This is a genomic window from Arthrobacter sp. Rue61a (assembly GCF_000294695.2).
GTDB lineage: Bacteria > Actinomycetota > Actinomycetes > Actinomycetales > Micrococcaceae > Arthrobacter > Arthrobacter aurescens_A.
In genome coordinates, this window is sequence record NC_018531.1 from 2952277 (window position 1) to 2970589 (window position 18313).

The following is an 18313-nucleotide window of genomic DNA, read 5'->3' on the forward strand; positions in this document are numbered from 1 at the left end:
TGCATCTAGTTTGAGGTACACTGTTTACAGAGCCCGGGACCTCGGGCAGGGAGAAAGGCACATCATGCAGATCGGCGTATTCAGCGTCAGCGACATCACCACTGACCCCACCACGGGCCGCACGCCCACGGAAAACGAACGCATCAAAGCGTCCGTTGCCATCGCCAAGAAGGTCGAAGAAATCGGCATGGATGTCTACGCCCTTGGCGAGCACCACAACCGGCCGTTCTTCTCTTCCTCCCCCACCACCACACTGGCCTACATCGCAGCCCAGACCGAACGCATCACGTTGTCCACGGCCACCACCCTGATCACCACCAATGACCCGGTCAAGATCGCCGAAGACTTCGCCATGCTCCAGCACCTCTCGGACGGCCGCGTCGATCTGGTCCTCGGCCGGGGCAACACGGCACCGGTGTACCCCTGGTTCGGCAAGAACATCCAGGACGGCATTGAACTCGCCATCGAGAACTACAGCCTGCTCCGCAAGCTGTGGGACGAGGACACGGTCAACTGGTCCGGCAAGTTCCGCACGCCCCTGCAGAACTTCACCTCCACGCCGCGGCCGCTCGACGACGTCGCCCCCTTCGTGTGGCACGGCTCCATCCGCACACCGCAGATCGCAGAAGTTGCCGCCTACTACGGCGATGGCTTCTTCGCCAACAACATCTTCTGGCCCAAGGAGCACTACCAGCAGCTGATCGGCCTGTACCGTGAGCGCTACGAGCACTACGGACACGGCAAAGCAGACCAGGCAATTGTTGGCCTTGGTGGTCAGTTCTTCATGAGGAAGAACTCCCAGGATGCCGTGAAGGAATTCCGCCCGTACTTCGACAACGCACCGGTCTACGGGCACGGACCGTCCCTGGAGGACTTCACCTCGCAGACTCCCCTTACCGTGGGCAGCCCGCAGGAAGTTATCGAGAAGACGCTGACCTTCCGCGAGGCATTCGGTGACTACCAGCGCCAGCTGTTCCTGATCGACCACGCCGGACTGCCCCTGAAGACCGTCCTGGAGCAGTTGGATCTCTTCGGCGAAGAAGTCCTTCCGGTCCTGCGCAAGGAATACGCTGCCATGAAGCCTGCGCACGTGCCCGACGCACCGACGCACGCCTCACGCGTTGCCGAAGCGCTGGAAGCCAAGGTTAGCGAATCCGCTACTGCCGGTACTGCGGGGCAGGACGCCTGATGTCCAGCCCCTCGGCGTCCTCCGCCGTTCGTCTAGCCGCCGAAACCTGGGAGTCGTTGTTCCGCTCCCAGGTGGCGGTGATGCGGAAGCTCCAGTCAGGACCGGCGTTCAAGACCCTCCCCGTCAAGGAATACGACGTCCTCTTCACGCTGTCCACATGCCCATCGGGCCAGCTTCGGCTCAATGAAATCAATGACAAAGTCCTGCTGAGCCAGTCCAGCCTGAGCCGGTTGGTGGACCGCTTGGAAAAGCGTGGTTTGGTGGAACGAACAACAGCGCCCGACGACGGCCGCGGAGTCCTGCTCTCACTCACCGAAGCGGGCAGCGAGCTACAAAAAACCATCGGCCGCGAACATGTTCGGGACATCGCCCACCTGGTGGCGCCTGCGCTCACAGCCGAGGAGCAACGGGAGCTTCTGCGCCTGACGGAGAAACTCCGCGCATCGGTCGCGGGACACTAACCCGAAGTCCGGACACTAACGCAGGCTGACGAGCTCCCGGGGGTCCTCCACCGGGAGCTCGCCGTTAACCGACGCACTGACCTTCAGTGTCTTCAAGGTCAAGCTGCCACCCACGGTGGACAGAAATGCCGTATCCGAAGAATCGCGCCCGGCAGTAATCCGAAGCATGGATTCGCGGGGGGCCAGCCCGGTGGGGTCGATAATGTGCCAGGCACCGTTTATGTAGGCCTCGGCAACGGCATGGAAATCCATGGGGCTCAGCCCGGGAGCGTACACTGCCGCCAGCCGCGCAGGTACGTCCTTGGACCTCAAGAGGGCGATGGCGAGGTGGGCGAAGTCCCGGCACACGCCTTTCCGGTGAAGCAATGTTTCCACGGCTCCGTCAGTTCCCCGTGACGAACCGCTGACATACCGGAGTTCCCCATTCACCCAGTTGCGCACCGCATGGAGCAGCTCGGCACCTTGCAGGCTGCCGAACTCGGCATAGGAAGTGGGCAGCAGCCGGTCTGACTCCGCATATCGGCTGGGCCGAACGTACCTGATGAGTTCCATCGGACTGGACGCATCAGGCTCTCCCAAACCATGAACGGTTGCGCGGTAGTCCACCGAAACCTCACTCGGCTCGGTGAACTCCAGATAGTGGAAGCGGCCACCATGGTGGTCGCTGAGTTCAGAAAAAGGAACATCAGCACCATCGATAGTGATGGACAGGGTTTCCTCCACTGCGTCATACCCCTGGTTGTTGGCCACGGCTATGGCCATGGCCACCTTGGTGTTGGCTGCAGTCTTGAAAACGAGCGAGGCAGCAACGTTGCGTTCCATTGATCTCCGGGGTGGGTTGCGGCGGGCAGCCCCCATCGCCGCCGTATGTATGAGTCAGCCAATCACAGGACTACAGATTGACCTTCAGAGACAGTAGCATCCGCTGGACATTGGCGAATTCAGAACCGTGGACCGCATACTTCGCAGCCAGGTCCAGAGTGTCAAAAGCTTTGGCTGGAGCCACCTTCTCATCAGCGGCAAAGGCGTGGATCGCCTGGACATCCCCAAAGGAGATGTCGCCCTTGCCTGCAGGGCCCTGAACCCGGTTCCGCAGTTCGCAGGACTGTCCGTCCACTCCCGCCACCATGTTGGTGATGCCGTAGGAGCCGAAGAACTTGTAGCCCTGGACCACACGGAAGACCACTCGCGGATCAATGGTGTCCGGGCCATCGGAATGCGGAACGTCCAAGGGCACGCTGCTGATCACCACATAGGGGCGCGCCTGCCCGGCGGGGCAGGAAACAGCTGCGACTGGGGGAAGGCCTGTTTGGAGCGTGGCGATGTAGCGCCCTTCGCCATCCTTGACCTCCACCTTCACGGCATGGGCCAACGAACCGGCCTCCGGCGTCCCCGACTGCGCAATCCACTCCTGCGGCAGCTCGAAGCTCACTGTTTTGGCTGGGTCCGTGTATGTCTTCCAGGACACCGCCGTTGCCGCCGGGCTTGGCCCGGTGCTGGCCGAAGCGCTCGCGCCAGCTGTAGGGCTAGCGCCGGTGTTTTCGCCGGAGCCTGTTGTTTCCCCTGGGCCGGGTATTGCGGACGGCGAACCGGCCGCGGAACCCGTTGCCGGCGTCGTGCTTTCCGCGGTGCCGGTCCCCGATTCCGAACTGTTCGGCTGAGAGCCCGTGGTTGAGGTGACTTGCGGGCCTTTGTTTTCGGTGGAACAGGATGTTGTGGCGGCGAGCATGGAACCCGCCAGTACCACGGCGGCGAGCCGCATCGGAATACAGCGCAGGTTCAGGGAGCCCTTCATGACCACAGCTTATCGGCGGCCGTCCTACGACACGCACAGGGCTAGGCTGAGGGTATGGCTCCCGATCAAAAGGACTATTTCGAGGACGACATTCCCACCCTGTCAGCGGTTGATATAGCCGACTGGCGCCTGCGGACGTTCGCTCTCTACGACAAGGTGCGTCAACTGGCAGCCACCAATCCCTTTGACGCCCACGTTTTCTGGCGCCAGGAACGTGATCTGATGTTCGCCACCCACCCTGCTTCAGCGCTGACCGCGGAGATGAAAGCCTCATTTTCAGGGCTGCGAACCGCTGACTACGATCCCTCCTTCCGGATATACGCCGCCTTGTCACCCGAAGGAACCGGCCAGGAGATGAACGTCGAAACGGGGACTGACGGCGTGGTGCCCTTCACCAGGATCGGTACGTTTGAGCTGCCCGGGCTCGGCTCCTTGGCGGCCTGGCGGTTACGGAGCTATGGAGGCGGCATCTTTGTGCCCTTCCGGGATTCAACGGCCGGCAAGGACGGCGGAAGCTACGGAGCAGGAAGATACCTGCTGGACACGGTCAAGGGCTCGTTCCATGGGACGCGCGGAACGGGCGCTGATCAAGAGTTCGTGTTGGACTTCAACTTCGCGTACAACCCGTCGTGTGCCTACAACGAGGCCTGGGCATGCCCGTTGGCCGGACCAGCCAACCGCCTGGCTGCAGACGTGCCCGTGGGAGAGCTTTATCTGGGCTAGCCGAGCAGTCCGCCGGGGCCAAAGACTGCGAGCGCCGCGATGGCCGCGAGTATTGTCAGGGGCGCCACGATCAGGCCGAAGACCGCGAATCCCTTCCACTTGACCAGCACGTTCATCCGCACCAGCCTGTCGTGCCACAACAGGGTGGCCAGTGATGCCCACGGCGTGATCAAGGGACCCGCGTTGACTCCCACCAAGAGCGCGGCCATCCTCTGCGGGGTTCCTGCCAGTGGCTCGACCAGCAGGTAAGCGGGAAGGTTGTTGACGATGTTGGAGCCCAGGGCGCCCGTCATGGCCAACCTCAGCAGTTCAAGGAATCCGTTCCCCTGCCCCGCCACCTGGCCCAGCAGAATGGACGCTCCAAGGTATTGGGTTGCCTCAACCACCAGGAAAAGGCCGCAGGTGAACAGCAGCAGGGACCATGGAATCAAGGTCACTGTGAGCACCTTGGGCCTCCGGACGGCGAACGCCACTGCAAGGGTGGCCGCAGCTACAGCGGCGGGGATCCAGATGGGGACTCCGGATACCAGCGCCGGCAACAGCAACAGCAGCACCACGGCACTGACCAGCAGCAGGACCTTGTCAGTGGTTGCTGACGACGAAGGTCCTTGTGCTGGCCGGGTGGAATCGCGCGCATACGCCTTGCCCAATTCGCGGCGAAAGACTATTGCTATGAACACCAACGGGACCAGGACGGCGGCCAACGACGGTGCCCACATCAGCTGGGCGAACTGTGCCGGACTGATTCCGCCCAAGTTGTGCTGCGCCAAGAGGTTGGTCAGGTTTGAGATGGGCAGCAGCAAGCTGGCGGTGTTCGCCAGCCACACTGTGGTCAGGGCGAAGGGCAAAACCGGGAGGCCCGCTTGGCGGGCAACGGTGACCACCACCGGGGTGAGGAGCACCGCCGTCGTATCCAGCGATAGGAAGACAGTGCTGAGCGTGGCAAACAACGCCAAAAGCAACCACAGCAGGACGCTGCGTCCACGCCCCCAACCTCGCAGATGACGGGCGATCCATTGGAAGGCGCCGGCTTCACTGACGAGCTCGGTAACTACTGTCATGGCAACCACAAAACCCAGGATGGGCGCCACCCGGTCAACCAAGACCGCCACTTCCGGCCATGGCAGGACACCCGTGGCAACGGTAATCCCACCAGCCACAAGAAGGGCCAACCCGATGATCGCCAGACGCATGGAACGGATTCTAAGCCTGGCTCCTGTGTTCTTCCTCCGCGGCACGGGAATAACGCGTCATCGTACTGTAAGCAATGGGGCCCCCACAGCGCGGCGTCGAAGCCTAGCCTTGAAGCATGAACAAACTGCGGGGCATGAACGGACTCCGGAGACAGATCCGGGCCCACAAGACGCTCACCGCTGTGGCAGGGGTGGTTGTCTTGGCAGCCGTAGTGATCGGGGCGGCCCTGTTCCAGCCGTGGCGGCTCTTCACCAGCAGCAGCCTCAATGAGGCCCTTCCTGTTGTCCCATACTCAGCGACCCCGTCGCCGGAAGCTAAGTCGCCAGAAGCTAAGTCGCCAGAGGTTGGGTCGCCAGAGGTCAGGGAGGCTGCGGTTGACACCCCCACTCCTGCAGCGCCGGCGCCTGGCGGACCCGTTGTCGTCGGATCGGGCGCCTTCCTGTCCCAGGAACATGAGACCACCGGCACTGCCCGGTTGCTGAAGCTCCCTGATGGAAGCCATCTGCTCCGCCTAGAGAACCTGGCAAGCAGCGACGGCCCCGACGTCAAGGTGTGGCTGAGTAGCTTGGAAGCTGGCGGCGACTGGTTCAAATACCGTTCAGGACGCTACGTGGATCTTGGCGCGATCAAAGCCACGCACGGTAATCACAACTACGTGATCCCGGCCGGGACCGACGTCGCCGGACTGACGTCAGTAGTCCTGTGGTGTGACCGGTTCAGCGTTTCCTTCGGATCGGCCCCTCTTAGCTGACGTCGTGGCTGACGCGCTGTGAGGCCTGCTCTGCACGCCAAGAATGTGTCTTCAGGCGTAAAGCAGGCCTCGCAACGCATGGGAGGACGTAGGATGTCATCATGACTTCGCCCCTTCCCCGTCGTATCGCCCGCGTCCGGCCCGCTCCACCCCGCTCGATGACCAGCCAGTCGTTCACCGGTCTGCCGGTAACCGGCAAAGCACCGGACGAGCAATTCTTCGTGGCCAACGACGCCGCGGTGTTCGATTCGCCCGCAGGGACCCGGTGGACCGTGGTGGACTCCCCTTTCGGGGCCTCGAGGGCCAACGCCAACAGTCCTGCCAGGGAGGGCTGGGAGCTTGGTGATGTGGTCAGCCAAGACGCGTTCACCTTCCTGGCCCCTTCAGTACCTGCCAACGTCTTTGGCATGGCCCATAACACCGGGCAACCTGGCCGCGACTTGCCGCCACAGGCTTTCCACAAGGCGGCGTCGAGCGTCATCGGCCCCGGCGAGGCGATCCAACTCAGCTCCACCGTCGGTTACGTGGACCCGGAAGCTGAACTGACCGTCGTCGTCGGCCGTGCCGCACGAGGCTTGACCCTTGAAACGGCGAGCTCGGCAATTCTTGGTTACACCATCGGCAACGACGTCTCAGCCCGCGACCTCCAGAAGACCGACGAGCTCTGGATCAGCGCCAAAAGCCAGGACACCTTCACTCCCGCAGGTCCGTGGATAGTCACCAGCCTGGATGACTCAAACCTGGAGATCGGGATCGTGCACAACGGCAAGGAGCTGCAAACTGCTAGTTCCGCGGACCTTGGCTGGAAAGTGGACGAGATCATGGTCTATCTGACCTCCTTCATGACCCTCCAACCCGGCGACCTTGTGCTCACAGGGTTCCCCGCAGAGTGCGCTCGAATCCAGCCCGGAGACACCGTTGTGTGCCGGGTGGAAGGAATCGGCGAACTTCACAACCCCGTCACCAGCGCCGCCTGGGAGGAACTGCCAGCGTAGTGTGTCAGGCTTAATGGCATGGAGACAGCCGCGGACGCCACTGAGCTGCGCCCGTCTCCCTCCCCGAAGCTCCCCCGCAAACGGCACCGTGGGGTGCTCAAGTATCCCGTTGTCCGGCAATTGCTGCGTTTCACGGGGGTCGGTGTGGTGTGCACAGCAAGTTCGCTGGCGATCTATGCCTTGCTGCGTCCTTGGATCGATCCCCAACTGGCCAACGCTGTGGCCCTCATTGTGACGTCTCTGATGAACACGGCCCTTAATCGCCGTTTGACGTTCAAGATCACGGGCCGCAAGAAGCGGACCCAAGATCACCTGAGCGGGGTGATCGTCATTGTCATAGCCTTGATCATTACCGGCGGCAGCCTCGGCGTACTGCATCTCTTCCGTCCGGAAGCCACAGTCACCGAGGAGCTGTGGACCACTACCCTGGCCGGGTTCCTTGCCACGGCTGTCCGGTTCACCCTGCTGCGCCACTGGATCTTCCGGCGCGCCCGGCACATGTAGCTAGCCGGCCTGCGGGGACGCCAGGTTCCGGACACGCCCGACGGCGGTCTCCACGGCAGCGGCTGCCTGCTCCAGCTCCGCGTCGGTGATAGTTGAGGTGAAACTGAAGCGCACCGCTGTCTGGGCCGTTTCGGGCGCGATGCCAAGGGCCACCAGCACCGGCGAGGGCGCGTCGGATCCTGCCGCGCAAGCCGAGCCACTGGAACACACCACGCCGAGCCGCTCAAGTTCAAGCAGCACCGACTCGCCGCTGGTGCCCGGGAAGCAGAAGGAAGCAACTGAAGGAAGGCGCTGCTTACGGTGACCCGTGAGCAACGCGTTAGGTACGGTGGCGAGGATCCTGCCGATGAACTGATTCCTCAGCTCCGAAACACGCGCCGCCTGTTCTGGCTGCTCGGCGTGGGACAGCCTGAGCGCTGTGGACAGCGCCACGGCTCCGGCCACGTTCTCTGTCCCCGAGCGCTTTGCCCTTTCCTGGCCCCCACCGTGAACCAGGGGTTCCACCCGCAGACGACCCCTGGTGAACAGAACACCGGACCCTTTGGGCGCACCAAGTTTGTGTCCGGAAATACTCAAGGCGTCCACACCAAGCGCTCTAACGTCCAGCGTCAACCATCCGGCAGCTTGCACTGCGTCCGTGTGGAAGGGGACGCCGTGTTCCCGAGCCACTGCCGCCAAGGCAGCAATGGGCTGGACGGTTCCGATCTCGTTGTTCGCGTACATGATGCTCACCATCGCAGTTTTGGGCCCTATGACTGCCCGCAGGGCGTCAACGGAGACTATGCCGTCTCCATCGACCGGAAGCACGTCCACGGCGAACCCGTGCACTCGCTCAAGGTAGCGGGCCGACTCTTCCACTGCGGGATGCTCGATGGCGCTGATCACGATCCGGTTCAGCGAGGGGGCTGCCGCCTGCCGGGCCAGCGCGATGCCTTTGACGGCGAGATTGTCCGCTTCCGTGCCTCCGGAGGTGAAGGTCACCTCCCCGGCACGGCAGTTCAGGACCTTCGCGACGCCGGAACGGGCCTCTGCGAGTGCAGCTGCTGCCGCTTCGCCGAGGCTGTGATGACTGGAAGGGTTGCCGAACTCGCCGCTGAGGTACGGCCACATGGCTTCAAGGGCCTCACGGCGAACCGGTGTGGTGGCGGCGGCGTCGAGGAAGATCATGGCGGTTACGCCTTCAGTTCTGTGTGGGTTTAAGTTCGATGTCGAGGCCGAGATCGAGCGCGCTCACGCTGTGGGTCAGGCCTCCGACGGAGATGACGTCCACGCCCGCCGAGGCAATTTCGGTGACGGTGTTGATGTTCACGTTGCCGCTGGCTTCCACGATGGCGCGCCCGTCGACTTGCTTAACCCCTGCCCGGAGCTCTTCAAGGGAGAAGTTGTCCAGCATGATGGTGTCCACACCGGCAGCCAGCACGGGTTCGATCTGCTCGGCCCGGTCCACTTCGACTTCGAAGTGGGTGGTGTGGCCAAGCTGGGCTTTTGCTGCAATCAGCAGCTCGGTCAGCTTGCTGGAATCACCCCCGGTCATGACTGCCAAGTGGTTGTCCTTGGCCAGCACGGCGTCGGAGAGGCTGTAGCGGTGGTTGGCTCCCCCACCGCAGCGCACCGCGTAGCGCTCCAGGACACGAAGTCCGGGTGTGGTCTTGCGGGTGTCCGTGATCCGGGCGCGCGTCCCTTCCACAAGCCGGACAAACTCCGCCGTCTTGGTGGCGATGGCGCTCATCCGCTGCACCAGGTTCAAACCGACCCTTTCGGCGAGGAGCACCGAACGGGCTCTGCCACTGACCCGCGCGAGGTGTGTTCCGGCGTCGAAGGCTTCACCGTCGGCGAGCAGGATTTCCACCTCGGTGTCCGGGTCCACAAGCTTCATGGCGTCACGGAACACAGTGCCGCCGCTGAAGACGCCGGGGACGCGCGCGTTCAGCACGGCTGTTGCCCGGGCTTCGGCGGGAATCAGGAGCTGCGAGGTGATGTCGCCGCTGGGTGCGTCCTCCGCTAATGCCCGTTCCAGGATCTCCCGGACGGGGGCTGCGGGGAGGGTCAGGTTAGTCATGGACGAGGCTCGCTTTCCGGCTCATGGTGTAACGCTTGTCAAAATCGTCGACGGCGGCTGGTTCCGTCACGCTGTCGCTGCGGTAATGCGCTCCCAAAGACTCCCGCCGCTCCTGTGCCGCATGGACGAGCAACTGAGCTGCCAGGAGCAGGTTGGAATCCTCATGCTCCCGGACGTCGAGGGAATCAGGAATATTCAGAGGCAGAACGTCCTCCGCCCAAGCAGCCAAGCCGGTCCCGGCCTCACGAAGCAGACCACCGGTCCGCAAAACCCCGGCCTTCGCAGTCATCAATCGCCGTAAAGCCCCCCGCGAAAACACCCCCGCCTTCGCAAAAGAAACCTCCCGAGCCCCCGGCCCAGGCAAAGACTCAAACTCCCAGGAAACAGGAGCAGGGAACGGATCCAACGCCAACGCCCAACCGCCCGGGCTAGTCGACAAGTCCTCTTCCAGCGGCGCCGGAGGCCCCGACAGCGCCGTTGTCGCGTGAGGGCCCGTACCGGCCGCCGAGCTAGCGAGGCGATCGCCGGTACGAGGCGCGAGCGCAGGCGCCAAGGGGCCTCTGGCGCCGCGGTCACCGTAGAGGAACGCTTCCACGGCTCTCCGCCCGAACACCAGGCCTTCGAGCAGGGAGTTGCTCGCCAAGCGGTTGGCACCCTGCACCCCGGTGCAGGCCACTTCGCCGGCAGCCAAGAGCCCGGGAACGGAGGTCCGGCCGTAGAGATCGGTCACCACGCCACCCATCCAGTAGTGGGCGGCGGGTGCCACGGGAACGAGTTCCCTGGTCCAGTCGACTCCAGCTTGGCGTGTTCGTTTGCTGAGGGTGGGGAAGCGCTTGTCGAGGAAGCCTTTTCCTCGGCTTTCCTCAATCACGGTGGCATCCAGGAACACGTGGCCGTTGGGGTCGCCGAGCCTTGTGAGGTGCAGGGCGATGCTGCGGGATACGACGTCGCGGGGGGCGAGTTCCGCGTCAGGGTGGTATGCGGGCATGAAGCGATGCCCGTTGGCGTCCAGGAGGATGGCACCTTCGCCCCGCACCGCCTCGGAGATCAGCAGGGGGTCGTTGTTGCCTTCTGCTTCCCGCGCCTCAGCCGGGAGCACCATGCACGTCGGGTGGAATTGGAAGAACTCGAGGTCTGCAACCGCGGCTCCAACACGCCATGCGAGCGCCAAACCATCGGCTGTGGCAACCGCCGGGTTGGTGGTTTGGGCAAAAAGCTGCCCGGCCCCGCCCGTGGCGAGGAGGACGGAGTCGCCGTGGACGCCGAGGTGGCGTCCGTCATGGAGGAAATTTGCTCCCACCACACGGCCACCCTGCGGTCCGCCCAACGAGAGCGAGGTGACCTGGGCGTGCCCGATGACGTGGATTCTGCCCGCGGCTTGGAAATCCAGGACTGTCCGGATCAGTGCGGCCGCCACCCCGGCACCGGTGGCGTCGCCGCCGGCGTGCAGGATGCGCGGAGCCGAGTGGGCGGCTTCGAGACCCAAGGCGGGGTCGCCGTCGTCGTCGAGGTCGAACTGCACGCCGAACCGTCCCAGCCCTGCGATGTCCAAGCGCGCTTCCGTGCACAACACCTGTACTGCTTCTTCGTTGCAGTGGCCTGCCCCTGCTTTGAGGGTGTCAGCGATGTGTGCAGCCACTGTGTCACCGGGGGCCGGCTCGTCCAGTACAGCGGAAATCCCACCTTGGGCGTAGTAGGTGTTGCTGTCCGCGAGCGCACCCTTGGTCAGCAGTACCACTTCCGCGCCGGCTTCCGCGGCCAGCAGTGCGGAGTACAGCCCTGCTATTCCGCTTCCGACGACGATCAGCCGTTTGGGGGCAGGCCCTTGAGCAACGCTCGCGGTAGTCATGTGAGGCTCGATTCGGCTAGTGCGGTGTGATGTGCCTGCTGGCTTAGGCCGGCTTGGCAGCCAGCATGCGCTCCAGCGCAATCTTGGCGTTGTCCTGCACGGAGTCGTCCACCGTGATCCGGTTGACAATGCGTCCTTCCACGAGCTCCTCAAGGACCCAGGCGAGGTAGCCGGGGTGGATGCGGTACATGGTGGAGCACGGGCAGATGACGGGATCGAGGCAGAAGATGGTGTGCTGCGGGTTTTCGGCGGCGAGCCGGTTCACCATGTTGATTTCGGTTCCGATGGCGAACGTGGTGGGCTCGGTTGCGGCTGCGATGGCCTTCTTGATGAAGTCGGTGGAACCGGCGGAGTCGGCGGCGTCCACTACCTCCATGGGGCACTCGGGGTGGACGATCACGTTGACGCCGGGGAAGTCCAGCCGGGCTTTTTCGATCTGGCCTACGTTGAAGCGCTTGTGGACTGAGCAGAAGCCGTGCCAGAGGATGACGCGGGAGTCCAGCAGCGCATGTTCGTCGTTGCCGCCGAATTCCTTGCGCGGGTTCCACATGGGCATCTGTTCCAGCGGGACGCCCAGTGCCTTGGCGGTGTTGCGACCCAAGTGCTGATCGGGGAAGAACAGGACCCGCTGGCCGCGCTCGAAGGCCCATTCCAGGACCACTTTGGCGTTGGACGAGGTGCAGACGATTCCACCGTTGCGCCCACAGAACGCCTTCAGGGCAGCGGAAGAGTTCATGTAGGTTACGGGGATGACGGGTACCCGGCCGGATGCGTCAGGCTCCGTGCCGAAGATTTCTTCCAGCTGCTCCCAGCATTCCTCTACAGAGTCTTCGTCTGCCATGTCGGCCATGGAGCAACCGGCGGCGAGGTTGGGCAGAATGACTGCCTGCTGGGGCGTGGAGAGGATGTCCGCTGTCTCGGCCATGAAGTGGACCCCGCAGAAGATGATTGCTTCGGCGTCCGGCTTGGTCAGTGCTGCGTTGGCGAGCTGGAACGAGTCGCCTACGAAGTCTGCGTACTGGATGACTTCGTCTCGCTGGTAGAAGTGGCCCAGGATGACGGCGCGGTCCCCCAGCGTCGCTTTGGCGGCCCGGATACGAACGTCAAGTTCGGCGTCGGTGGCTTTCTTGTATTCTTCCGGAAGCTGGCCTTGGCGCGGCGTGGCTTTGGGCGCAACGTCGTCACTTGAGGCGCCCGGGCCATAGGCGGGCTCACCGGCGAGGGACTCGGCAAGGTCATACTCCCATGGGCCCCTGGCCAAGGCCGGGCTGCACGTGGACCCTGCGCGGGAGAGGCCCTTCTCGGCTTCTTCGCGAGTGATCAGCTGGACGGCAGTGTTGACGCTGCTCATGGTGTACTCCTGTTGTCTGGCCCGAGGCCGGGCGTGCCGGTGAAGCGGTAGAGGCGGGGTGGGCGGTGTTTTCCGCCTTGGAGGTATTCACCGGTTTCTTCGATTTCCGGTGTTGCCTTGACGTGCCTGCGGAAGTTTGCGGGATCGAGCTGGCGGTCCAGCACGGCCTCGTAGACTTCGCGGACTTGGGCGAGGGTGAAGAACTCTCCCAGCAGGTGGTAGGCGATGGACCCGTAGGCCATCTTGTTGCGGAGCCGCCATAACGCGTAGTCCACGATTGCGTTGTGATCGAAGGCCAGTTCTCCGAGCCGGTCCGCCCGGAACCAGCGCACGTTTTCTGATTCGTCAGCAAGGGCAGCTTCAGTGGGTTGCACCAGTGCCCAGTACACGATGGAGACAACCCTCTGGGTGGGCGATCTGTGGAGGCCGCCAAAAGCGTAGAGCTGCTCGAGGTAGTGGGGCGCCAGGCCGGTGGTTTCGCGGAGGTTCCGCGAGGCAGCGTCCTGCAGGGATTCGTCATGGGCCAACGGTCCACCCGGGAGCGCCCACATGTCTTTGTAGGGTTCACGAATGCGGCGGACCAGCGGCAGCCACAGGGTGGGGCGCCCGGACTTTTCGCTGGGGCGGAGGGCGAAAATCACCGTTGAAATAGCCAACGACGGCGGTGCGAGACGCCTCTCGGCGACGTTCGCTGAGTTGGTGTTCACGGCGTTCACCTCGCTTCATCGCCGTCCGGTCCAGACCGGATCATTAGTTAAAGTCATGTTGACTAGAACTAATGGTACGACTCGATGTGCACGTAGCAAAATGCTTTACGTCACACTGGCTTCGCAGCCGCTTCCATCAGCGGCAGCGTGCGGCCCTGGATGTGGCTGTTCAGGACGATGACCGACGAGCAGCGGACCACGGACTTGGTGGCAATCATGGCATCAAGGACGCGCTGCATATCCGGGTTGGACCGCGCCGCGATCCTCACCATAAGGTCCGAGTTTCCCGTGACTGTGTGGACCTCAATAATCTCCGGAATGGCACTCAGGCTTTCAATGATCGCGTCATGGCCGATCTCCTGGGTGATGGTGACCGAACAGAAGGCCACCACCGGGAATCCGAAATTGGCCGGATCGGGCTGCGGAACCCATGAACCGATGACCCCGTTCTCGATCATGCGATCGATCCGGGACTGCACCGTGGCCCTGGCAACCCTGAGCACGCGGGAGGCCTCCAGCACCGAAGATCGTGGTGAATCCGTGAAGAAACGTACAATTTTTGCATCAAGCGCATCGACCAGCATCAAAGTTCCTGTCCCCGGGGATCCATACCCATCACATCGCTAGAGCAAAAAGTGATGTATCTTACAAACTGCGAGAATTATTCCACGGCTCTTGCTGCGTCGTCGACGCCCGCGTGCCAAACCCATGAGGCCAGCACGCCAAACCAGCATGTAATCCATAGAAGGTAGACACGTATGACAACGAAGTCCATCGCGGCTCCTGCGCCAACATCCGGCCTCGGCCATTCGCTCAAGCCGCGCCAGCTCACCATGATGGGGCTCGGCAGCGCGATCGGCGCGGGCCTCTTCCTCGGCTCGGGGGCAGGCGTTCAGGCGGCCGGTCCGGCAGTCCTCATTTCCTACCTCGTCGCCGGCACCCTGATCATCCTGGTCATGTGGGCCCTCGGCGAGATGGCCGCCGCCAACCCGAACAGCGGCGCGTTCTCCGTGTACGCAGAGAAAGCCATGGGCAAAACCGCCGGCGGAACCATCGGCTGGCTGTGGTGGCTCCAGCTGGTGGTGGTCATTGCCGCCGAAGCCATCGGCGCAGCCGGGCTACTGTTCTCCATCTGGCCCGTCATCCCCGTATGGGTCCTTGCGCTGGTCTTCATGGTGGTCTTCACGGGAATCAACCTGGTGGGCGTCCGCAACTTCGGTGAGTTCGAGTTCTGGTTCGCCATCCTCAAGGTGGCCGCAATCGTCATCTTCCTGCTGATCGGCGCAGCCCTGCTGTTCGGTTGGCTGCCAAACGTTCCCTCCCCCGGATTCTCAGCGTTCGGCGACTTTGCCCCCAACGGCATCGGTGGCATCGCCGCCGCCTTGTTCGTGGTGATCTTCGCGTTCGGTGGAACCGAGATCGTCAGCGTTGCTGCTGCCGAAACCGAGAACCCTGCCCACAGCGTAGGCAAGGCCATCCGCACGGTGGTCTGGCGCATCCTGGTCTTCTACATCGGCTCCGTGTTTGTCATCGCAGCCGTTCTTCCCGTGGGATCGGAAGGACTGAAGTCCCCGTTCGCCGGCGTGCTGGACCTTGCGGGGATCCCCGGCGCCGGAGCGGCCATCACCTTGGTAGCCGTCGTCGCCCTGTTGTCCGCCCTCAACGCCAACCTCTACGGCGCCTCCCGCATGATTTTCTCCCTCTCAGAGCGCGGGGAAGCTCCCGGCTTCCTGTCCCGCCTCAGCGGCTCAAAGGTTCCCGTTGCCGCCGTCGGAATTTCGGTTGCCTTCGGCTTCATCGCCACGGTCCTCGAGTTGCTGTTCCCGGAGAAGATCCTGCCGGCCCTGCTGAACCTTGTCGGATCCACGTGCCTTGTAGTGTGGGGTACCGCGCTGGTGTCGCAGTTCATCCTGCGCCGCAGGGCTGACCGGGACGGCACAGAGCTGCCGCTGCGCATGAAGGGATTCCCCTTCCTCACCATCGTGGGCCTCGTCCTGCTGGGCCTCATCCTGGTGGTGGGCTTCGCCAACCCGGAAAGTGCCGGGCAGCTGATCGGAACGTTCATCCTGATCCTGGTCATCGCCGCCGGCTGCTTCCTCAACGCCAAGGCCAAGGCTGCCAAACACTCCACATCCGTCGAGTAACCAGCTGCTCATTGCCATCAAGAAGCCCTGCACAGTTTGTACCGTGCAGGGCTTCTTTGTGTGCCCAAATTGTACAAAGTGTTTCATTTGAACTGAGCTGATTGCGCACAGCTTCATTGGGTGACTAGGGTCACAGCCATGACTACACATCTTGTGCTGGCCGCCGTCGATGATGACTCGGCCCCGCTCACCCACCATCAACTCCGTGAGCTGTACACCCTGATGGCAGCCGTCCGGCACCTGGACACCTCTGCTGTCGCCTGGCAGCGCCAAGGCATCATCCCGGGCTATGCGCCGGAGCTCGGCCAGGAGGCCGCACAAGTGGGCAGCGGTTACGCCGTTGACCGGACCCGTGACTTCGTCTTCCCCACCTACCGTGAGATGGGCGTTGCCCGGGCAATGGGCCTGGACATGGTGGGGTACATGTCCACCCACAAGGCCACGTGGCACGGTGGCATGTACAACCCTTTGGAATCCAGGTTCGCACCTATTCAGGCCGTGGTTGCGGGGTCTGTCCTGCACGCTGTCGGCTGGGCTCACGGCCAAACCCTCTCCGGCCACGCCGCGGGTGAAACGGGCGTTGCCATGACGTACTTCGGTGACGGCGCCTCCTCGCAGGGCGACGTCCACGAAGCCATGAACTTCGCCGCAGTCATGAAAGCCCCCGTCGTCTTCTTCATCCAGAACAACGGGTGGGCCATCTCGGTCCCCACGGAACGCCAAGTTGCCGGCGGCTCCGTCGCGGCGCGCGCTGCCGGGTACGGAATTCCGGCCCTGCAGGTGGACGGCAATGACGTCGTAGCTGTTTTCGAAGCCACTCGTTCCGCTTTCGCGCACTGCCGCGCCGGCAACGGACCCGTGGTGATCGAAGCCATGACCTACCGCCGCGGGCCGCACTCCACCGCCGACGATCCCGGCCGCTACCGCACGCTGGATGAAGAACGGCTGGACGCCGGAGAGGATCCGCTGGAGCGTTTCAAGCAGCGGCTGCTCGCCGAAGGGATTGCAGACGAGGCCTTCTTCACCGAAGCGCAGCGGAAGGCCGAAGAAGAAGAGGAAGCCATCCGTACCGGCATCGAAGACCTGGGCCCCCGCCCCGGCGCCGAAATGTTCGGCCTGGTTTTCCAGGAACCAACGCCCGCCCTTCAATCCCAAGCCACCGCGTGGCGCGAGGAGTCCGAACATGTCTGAGACCATCACCGATCCGCGCAGTACTGAGTGCAGCACGGCCACCGATGCCGGGTCCGTTCAGCAACTGTCCATGCAGCAAGCACTCAACCGTGCCCTCGACGAGATCCTGGCCGAGAACCCCAAGACGGTCATCTTCGGCGAGGACTGCGGCCGGCTGGGCGGCGTCTTCCGCATCACCGACGGTCTCCAGGCGAAGCACGGCGAGGACCGCGTCTTCGACACCCCGCTGGCAGAGTCCGGCATCCTCGGAATGTCCGTGGGCCTGGCCATGGCAGGCTTCCATCCCATCCCCGAGGTCCAGTTCGATGGCTTCGCCTACCCGGCCATCAACCAGATCGTTTGCCAGATCGCCCGGATGAACTACCGCAGCCGAGGCACCCTGCCCATGCCCATCACGCTGCGTGTGCCCAGCTTCGGCGGCATCCGCGCACCCGAACACCATGGCGAGTCCCTGGAGGCGCTCTTCGCCCACGTACCGGGACTCAAAGTGGTCTCACCGTCCACCCCGCACGACGCCTACCACCAGCTCAAGTACGCCGCGACCCGCCCGGACCCGGTCATCTTCATGGAGCCCAAGTCCCGCTATTGGCAGAAGGGACCGGTGGACGTCGCCTCCGCAGTTCCGGGTCCGGCAACACACGACGACGGCACGGACGACGCTGCCGGTCTCAGCGGCGCCCGCGTGGCCAGGGAAGGCCGCCACCTTACCCTCGTGGCGTGGGGCGCCATGGTCTCCCGCTGCCTGCAGGTTGCCGAGTTGGCTGCCGAGGACGGGATCGACATCGAGGTCCTGGACCTGCGCTGGCTGAAACCGATCGATGCCGAAGCATTGGCGAGGTCTGTTGGCAAGACGCGCCGCGCCGTCGTCGTCCATGAAGCGCCGCTGACCTCAGGTTTGGGGGCCGAAGTCGCCCAACTCATCACGCAGAGCTGTTTCGCGACGCTCAAGGCGCCGGTGGAACGTGTGACCGGCTTCGACGTGCCCTATCCGTCCGGAGACCTGGAGGACGAATACATTCCCAACATCGACCGCATCCTCTTTGGGATCCAACGCGTACTGGAGTACCGCCGTGGCTGAAATTTCCTTCCCGCTCCCCGACCTCGGTGAGGGCCTCATTGAGGCAACCGTGCTGGACTGGCTCGTGGAGCCCGGTCAGCAGGTGGAACGCAACCAAGCGATCGTGGAGCTGGAGACCACTAAGTCGGCCCTCGAATTGCCCAGCCCGCAGGCGGGTAAAGTGGTGCGTATTCACGGTGCGCCCGGTGACACAATCAACGTTGGCGAGCCGCTGATCGTGTTCGAGGTCCCGGATGACACCGCCGGGATCGTGGGCACTGTTCCGAAGGACGAAGCACCCAAGCGCCGGGTCCGCCTGAGCGCCGTACTCGATGAGGACTGA

19 protein-coding genes are annotated in these 18313 nt (G+C 63.5%); 10 read left to right on the forward strand and 9 right to left on the reverse strand.

The annotated features are described in order from the left end of the window. Positions 1-64 precede the first annotated feature (64 nt). Together ARUE_RS13400 and ARUE_RS13405 are read left to right on the forward strand one after the other, a co-directional pair. Positions 65-1189 carry an LLM class flavin-dependent oxidoreductase gene (locus ARUE_RS13400; protein WP_014922120.1) on the forward strand — a complete coding sequence of 375 codons (1125 nt, stop codon included), beginning with the start codon at positions 65-67 and terminating at the stop codon, positions 1187-1189. Next, positions 1189-1650: a MarR family winged helix-turn-helix transcriptional regulator gene (locus ARUE_RS13405; RefSeq protein ID WP_011775186.1), complete on the forward strand. Its 462-nt coding sequence runs from the start codon at positions 1189-1191 to the stop codon at positions 1648-1650. The genes ARUE_RS13400 and ARUE_RS13405 overlap by 1 nt, the downstream gene beginning before the upstream one ends. Before the next feature lie 15 nt (positions 1651-1665). Here ARUE_RS13405 and ARUE_RS13410 read toward each other — a convergent pair whose 3' ends face one another. Both ARUE_RS13410 and ARUE_RS25085 read right to left on the reverse strand, forming a co-directional pair. Next, the gene (locus ARUE_RS13410; RefSeq protein WP_014922121.1) at positions 1666-2472 is read right to left on the reverse strand and encodes a transglutaminase-like domain-containing protein; all 807 of its coding nucleotides are present in this window, start codon (positions 2470-2472) and stop codon (positions 1666-1668) included. 70 nt (positions 2473-2542) lie between these two features. Further along, positions 2543-3445 (reverse strand): hypothetical protein, encoded by a 903-nt coding sequence (locus tag ARUE_RS25085; protein WP_043470399.1) that lies wholly within the window; start codon positions 3443-3445, stop codon positions 2543-2545. A gap of 54 nt (positions 3446-3499) precedes the next feature. On the opposite strand from ARUE_RS25085, the gene ARUE_RS13420 reads away from it, so the two are divergent. Further along, positions 3500-4168 (forward strand): DUF1684 domain-containing protein, encoded by a 669-nt coding sequence (locus ARUE_RS13420; protein ID WP_011775189.1) that lies wholly within the window; start codon positions 3500-3502, stop codon positions 4166-4168. Here the strand turns inward: ARUE_RS13420 and ARUE_RS13425 are convergent. Beyond that, positions 4165-5361 carry an SLC13 family permease gene (locus tag ARUE_RS13425; protein WP_014922123.1) on the reverse strand — a complete coding sequence of 399 codons (1197 nt, stop codon included), beginning with the start codon at positions 5359-5361 and terminating at the stop codon, positions 4165-4167. The two genes, ARUE_RS13420 and ARUE_RS13425, sit on opposite strands and share 4 nt — an antisense overlap. A gap of 116 nt (positions 5362-5477) precedes the next feature. Between ARUE_RS13425 and ARUE_RS13430 the strand changes: the two genes are divergently transcribed. From ARUE_RS13430 to ARUE_RS13440, 3 genes are all read left to right on the forward strand, one after another. Continuing rightward, positions 5478-6113 carry a DM13 domain-containing protein gene (locus ARUE_RS13430; protein WP_011775191.1) on the forward strand — a complete coding sequence of 212 codons (636 nt, stop codon included), beginning with the start codon at positions 5478-5480 and terminating at the stop codon, positions 6111-6113. A gap of 101 nt (positions 6114-6214) precedes the next feature. Then, complete coding sequence (locus ARUE_RS13435) at positions 6215-7108, forward strand: fumarylacetoacetate hydrolase family protein (protein WP_043470403.1); 894 nt, start codon at positions 6215-6217, stop codon at positions 7106-7108. Positions 7109-7126: 18 nt separating this feature from the next. Next, entirely contained in the window at positions 7127-7612 is a 486-nt protein-coding gene (locus tag ARUE_RS13440) for a GtrA family protein (protein WP_011775193.1), read from the forward strand. On the opposite strand, the gene ARUE_RS13445 is transcribed toward ARUE_RS13440, so the two are convergent. The 6 genes from ARUE_RS13445 to ARUE_RS13470 form a co-directional block, all read right to left on the reverse strand. Continuing rightward, a complete protein-coding gene (locus ARUE_RS13445) occupies positions 7613-8779 on the reverse strand; it encodes a cysteine desulfurase family protein (RefSeq protein ID WP_014922126.1) in 1167 nt (388 codons plus the stop codon). It lies immediately after the preceding gene. A gap of 13 nt (positions 8780-8792) precedes the next feature. Next, positions 8793-9671, reverse strand: a complete 879-nt coding sequence (nadC, locus tag ARUE_RS13450; RefSeq protein ID WP_014922127.1) for a carboxylating nicotinate-nucleotide diphosphorylase — start codon at positions 9669-9671, stop codon at positions 8793-8795. Beyond that, positions 9664-11520, reverse strand: a complete 1857-nt coding sequence (locus ARUE_RS13455) for an L-aspartate oxidase (protein ID WP_014922128.1) — start codon at positions 11518-11520, stop codon at positions 9664-9666. Before ARUE_RS13455 ends, nadC begins: the two co-directional genes overlap by 8 nt. A gap of 43 nt (positions 11521-11563) precedes the next feature. Next, positions 11564-12871, reverse strand: coding sequence for a quinolinate synthase NadA (gene nadA, locus ARUE_RS13460; protein ID WP_014922129.1), 1308 nt, complete (start codon positions 12869-12871; stop codon positions 11564-11566). After that, positions 12868-13587, reverse strand: a complete 720-nt coding sequence (locus tag ARUE_RS13465) for an NUDIX hydrolase (protein ID WP_011775198.1) — start codon at positions 13585-13587, stop codon at positions 12868-12870. Before ARUE_RS13465 ends, nadA begins: the two co-directional genes overlap by 4 nt. Before the next feature lie 101 nt (positions 13588-13688). Then, complete coding sequence (locus ARUE_RS13470; RefSeq protein ID WP_014922130.1) at positions 13689-14162, reverse strand: Lrp/AsnC family transcriptional regulator; 474 nt, start codon at positions 14160-14162, stop codon at positions 13689-13691. 174 nt (positions 14163-14336) lie between these two features. On the opposite strand from ARUE_RS13470, the gene ARUE_RS13475 reads away from it, so the two are divergent. From ARUE_RS13475 to ARUE_RS13490, 4 genes are all read left to right on the forward strand, one after another. Continuing rightward, positions 14337-15722: an amino acid permease gene (locus ARUE_RS13475; RefSeq protein WP_011775200.1), complete on the forward strand. Its 1386-nt coding sequence runs from the start codon at positions 14337-14339 to the stop codon at positions 15720-15722. Positions 15723-15860: 138 nt separating this feature from the next. Then, entirely contained in the window at positions 15861-16913 is a 1053-nt protein-coding gene (locus ARUE_RS13480) for a thiamine pyrophosphate-dependent enzyme (protein WP_051024982.1), read from the forward strand. Next, entirely contained in the window at positions 16906-17991 is a 1086-nt protein-coding gene (locus tag ARUE_RS13485) for an alpha-ketoacid dehydrogenase subunit beta (protein WP_014922132.1), read from the forward strand. The genes ARUE_RS13480 and ARUE_RS13485 overlap by 8 nt, the downstream gene beginning before the upstream one ends. Continuing rightward, the gene (locus ARUE_RS13490) at positions 17984-18313 is read left to right on the forward strand and encodes a biotin/lipoyl-containing protein (RefSeq protein WP_014922133.1); all 330 of its coding nucleotides are present in this window, start codon (positions 17984-17986) and stop codon (positions 18311-18313) included. Before ARUE_RS13485 ends, ARUE_RS13490 begins: the two co-directional genes overlap by 8 nt.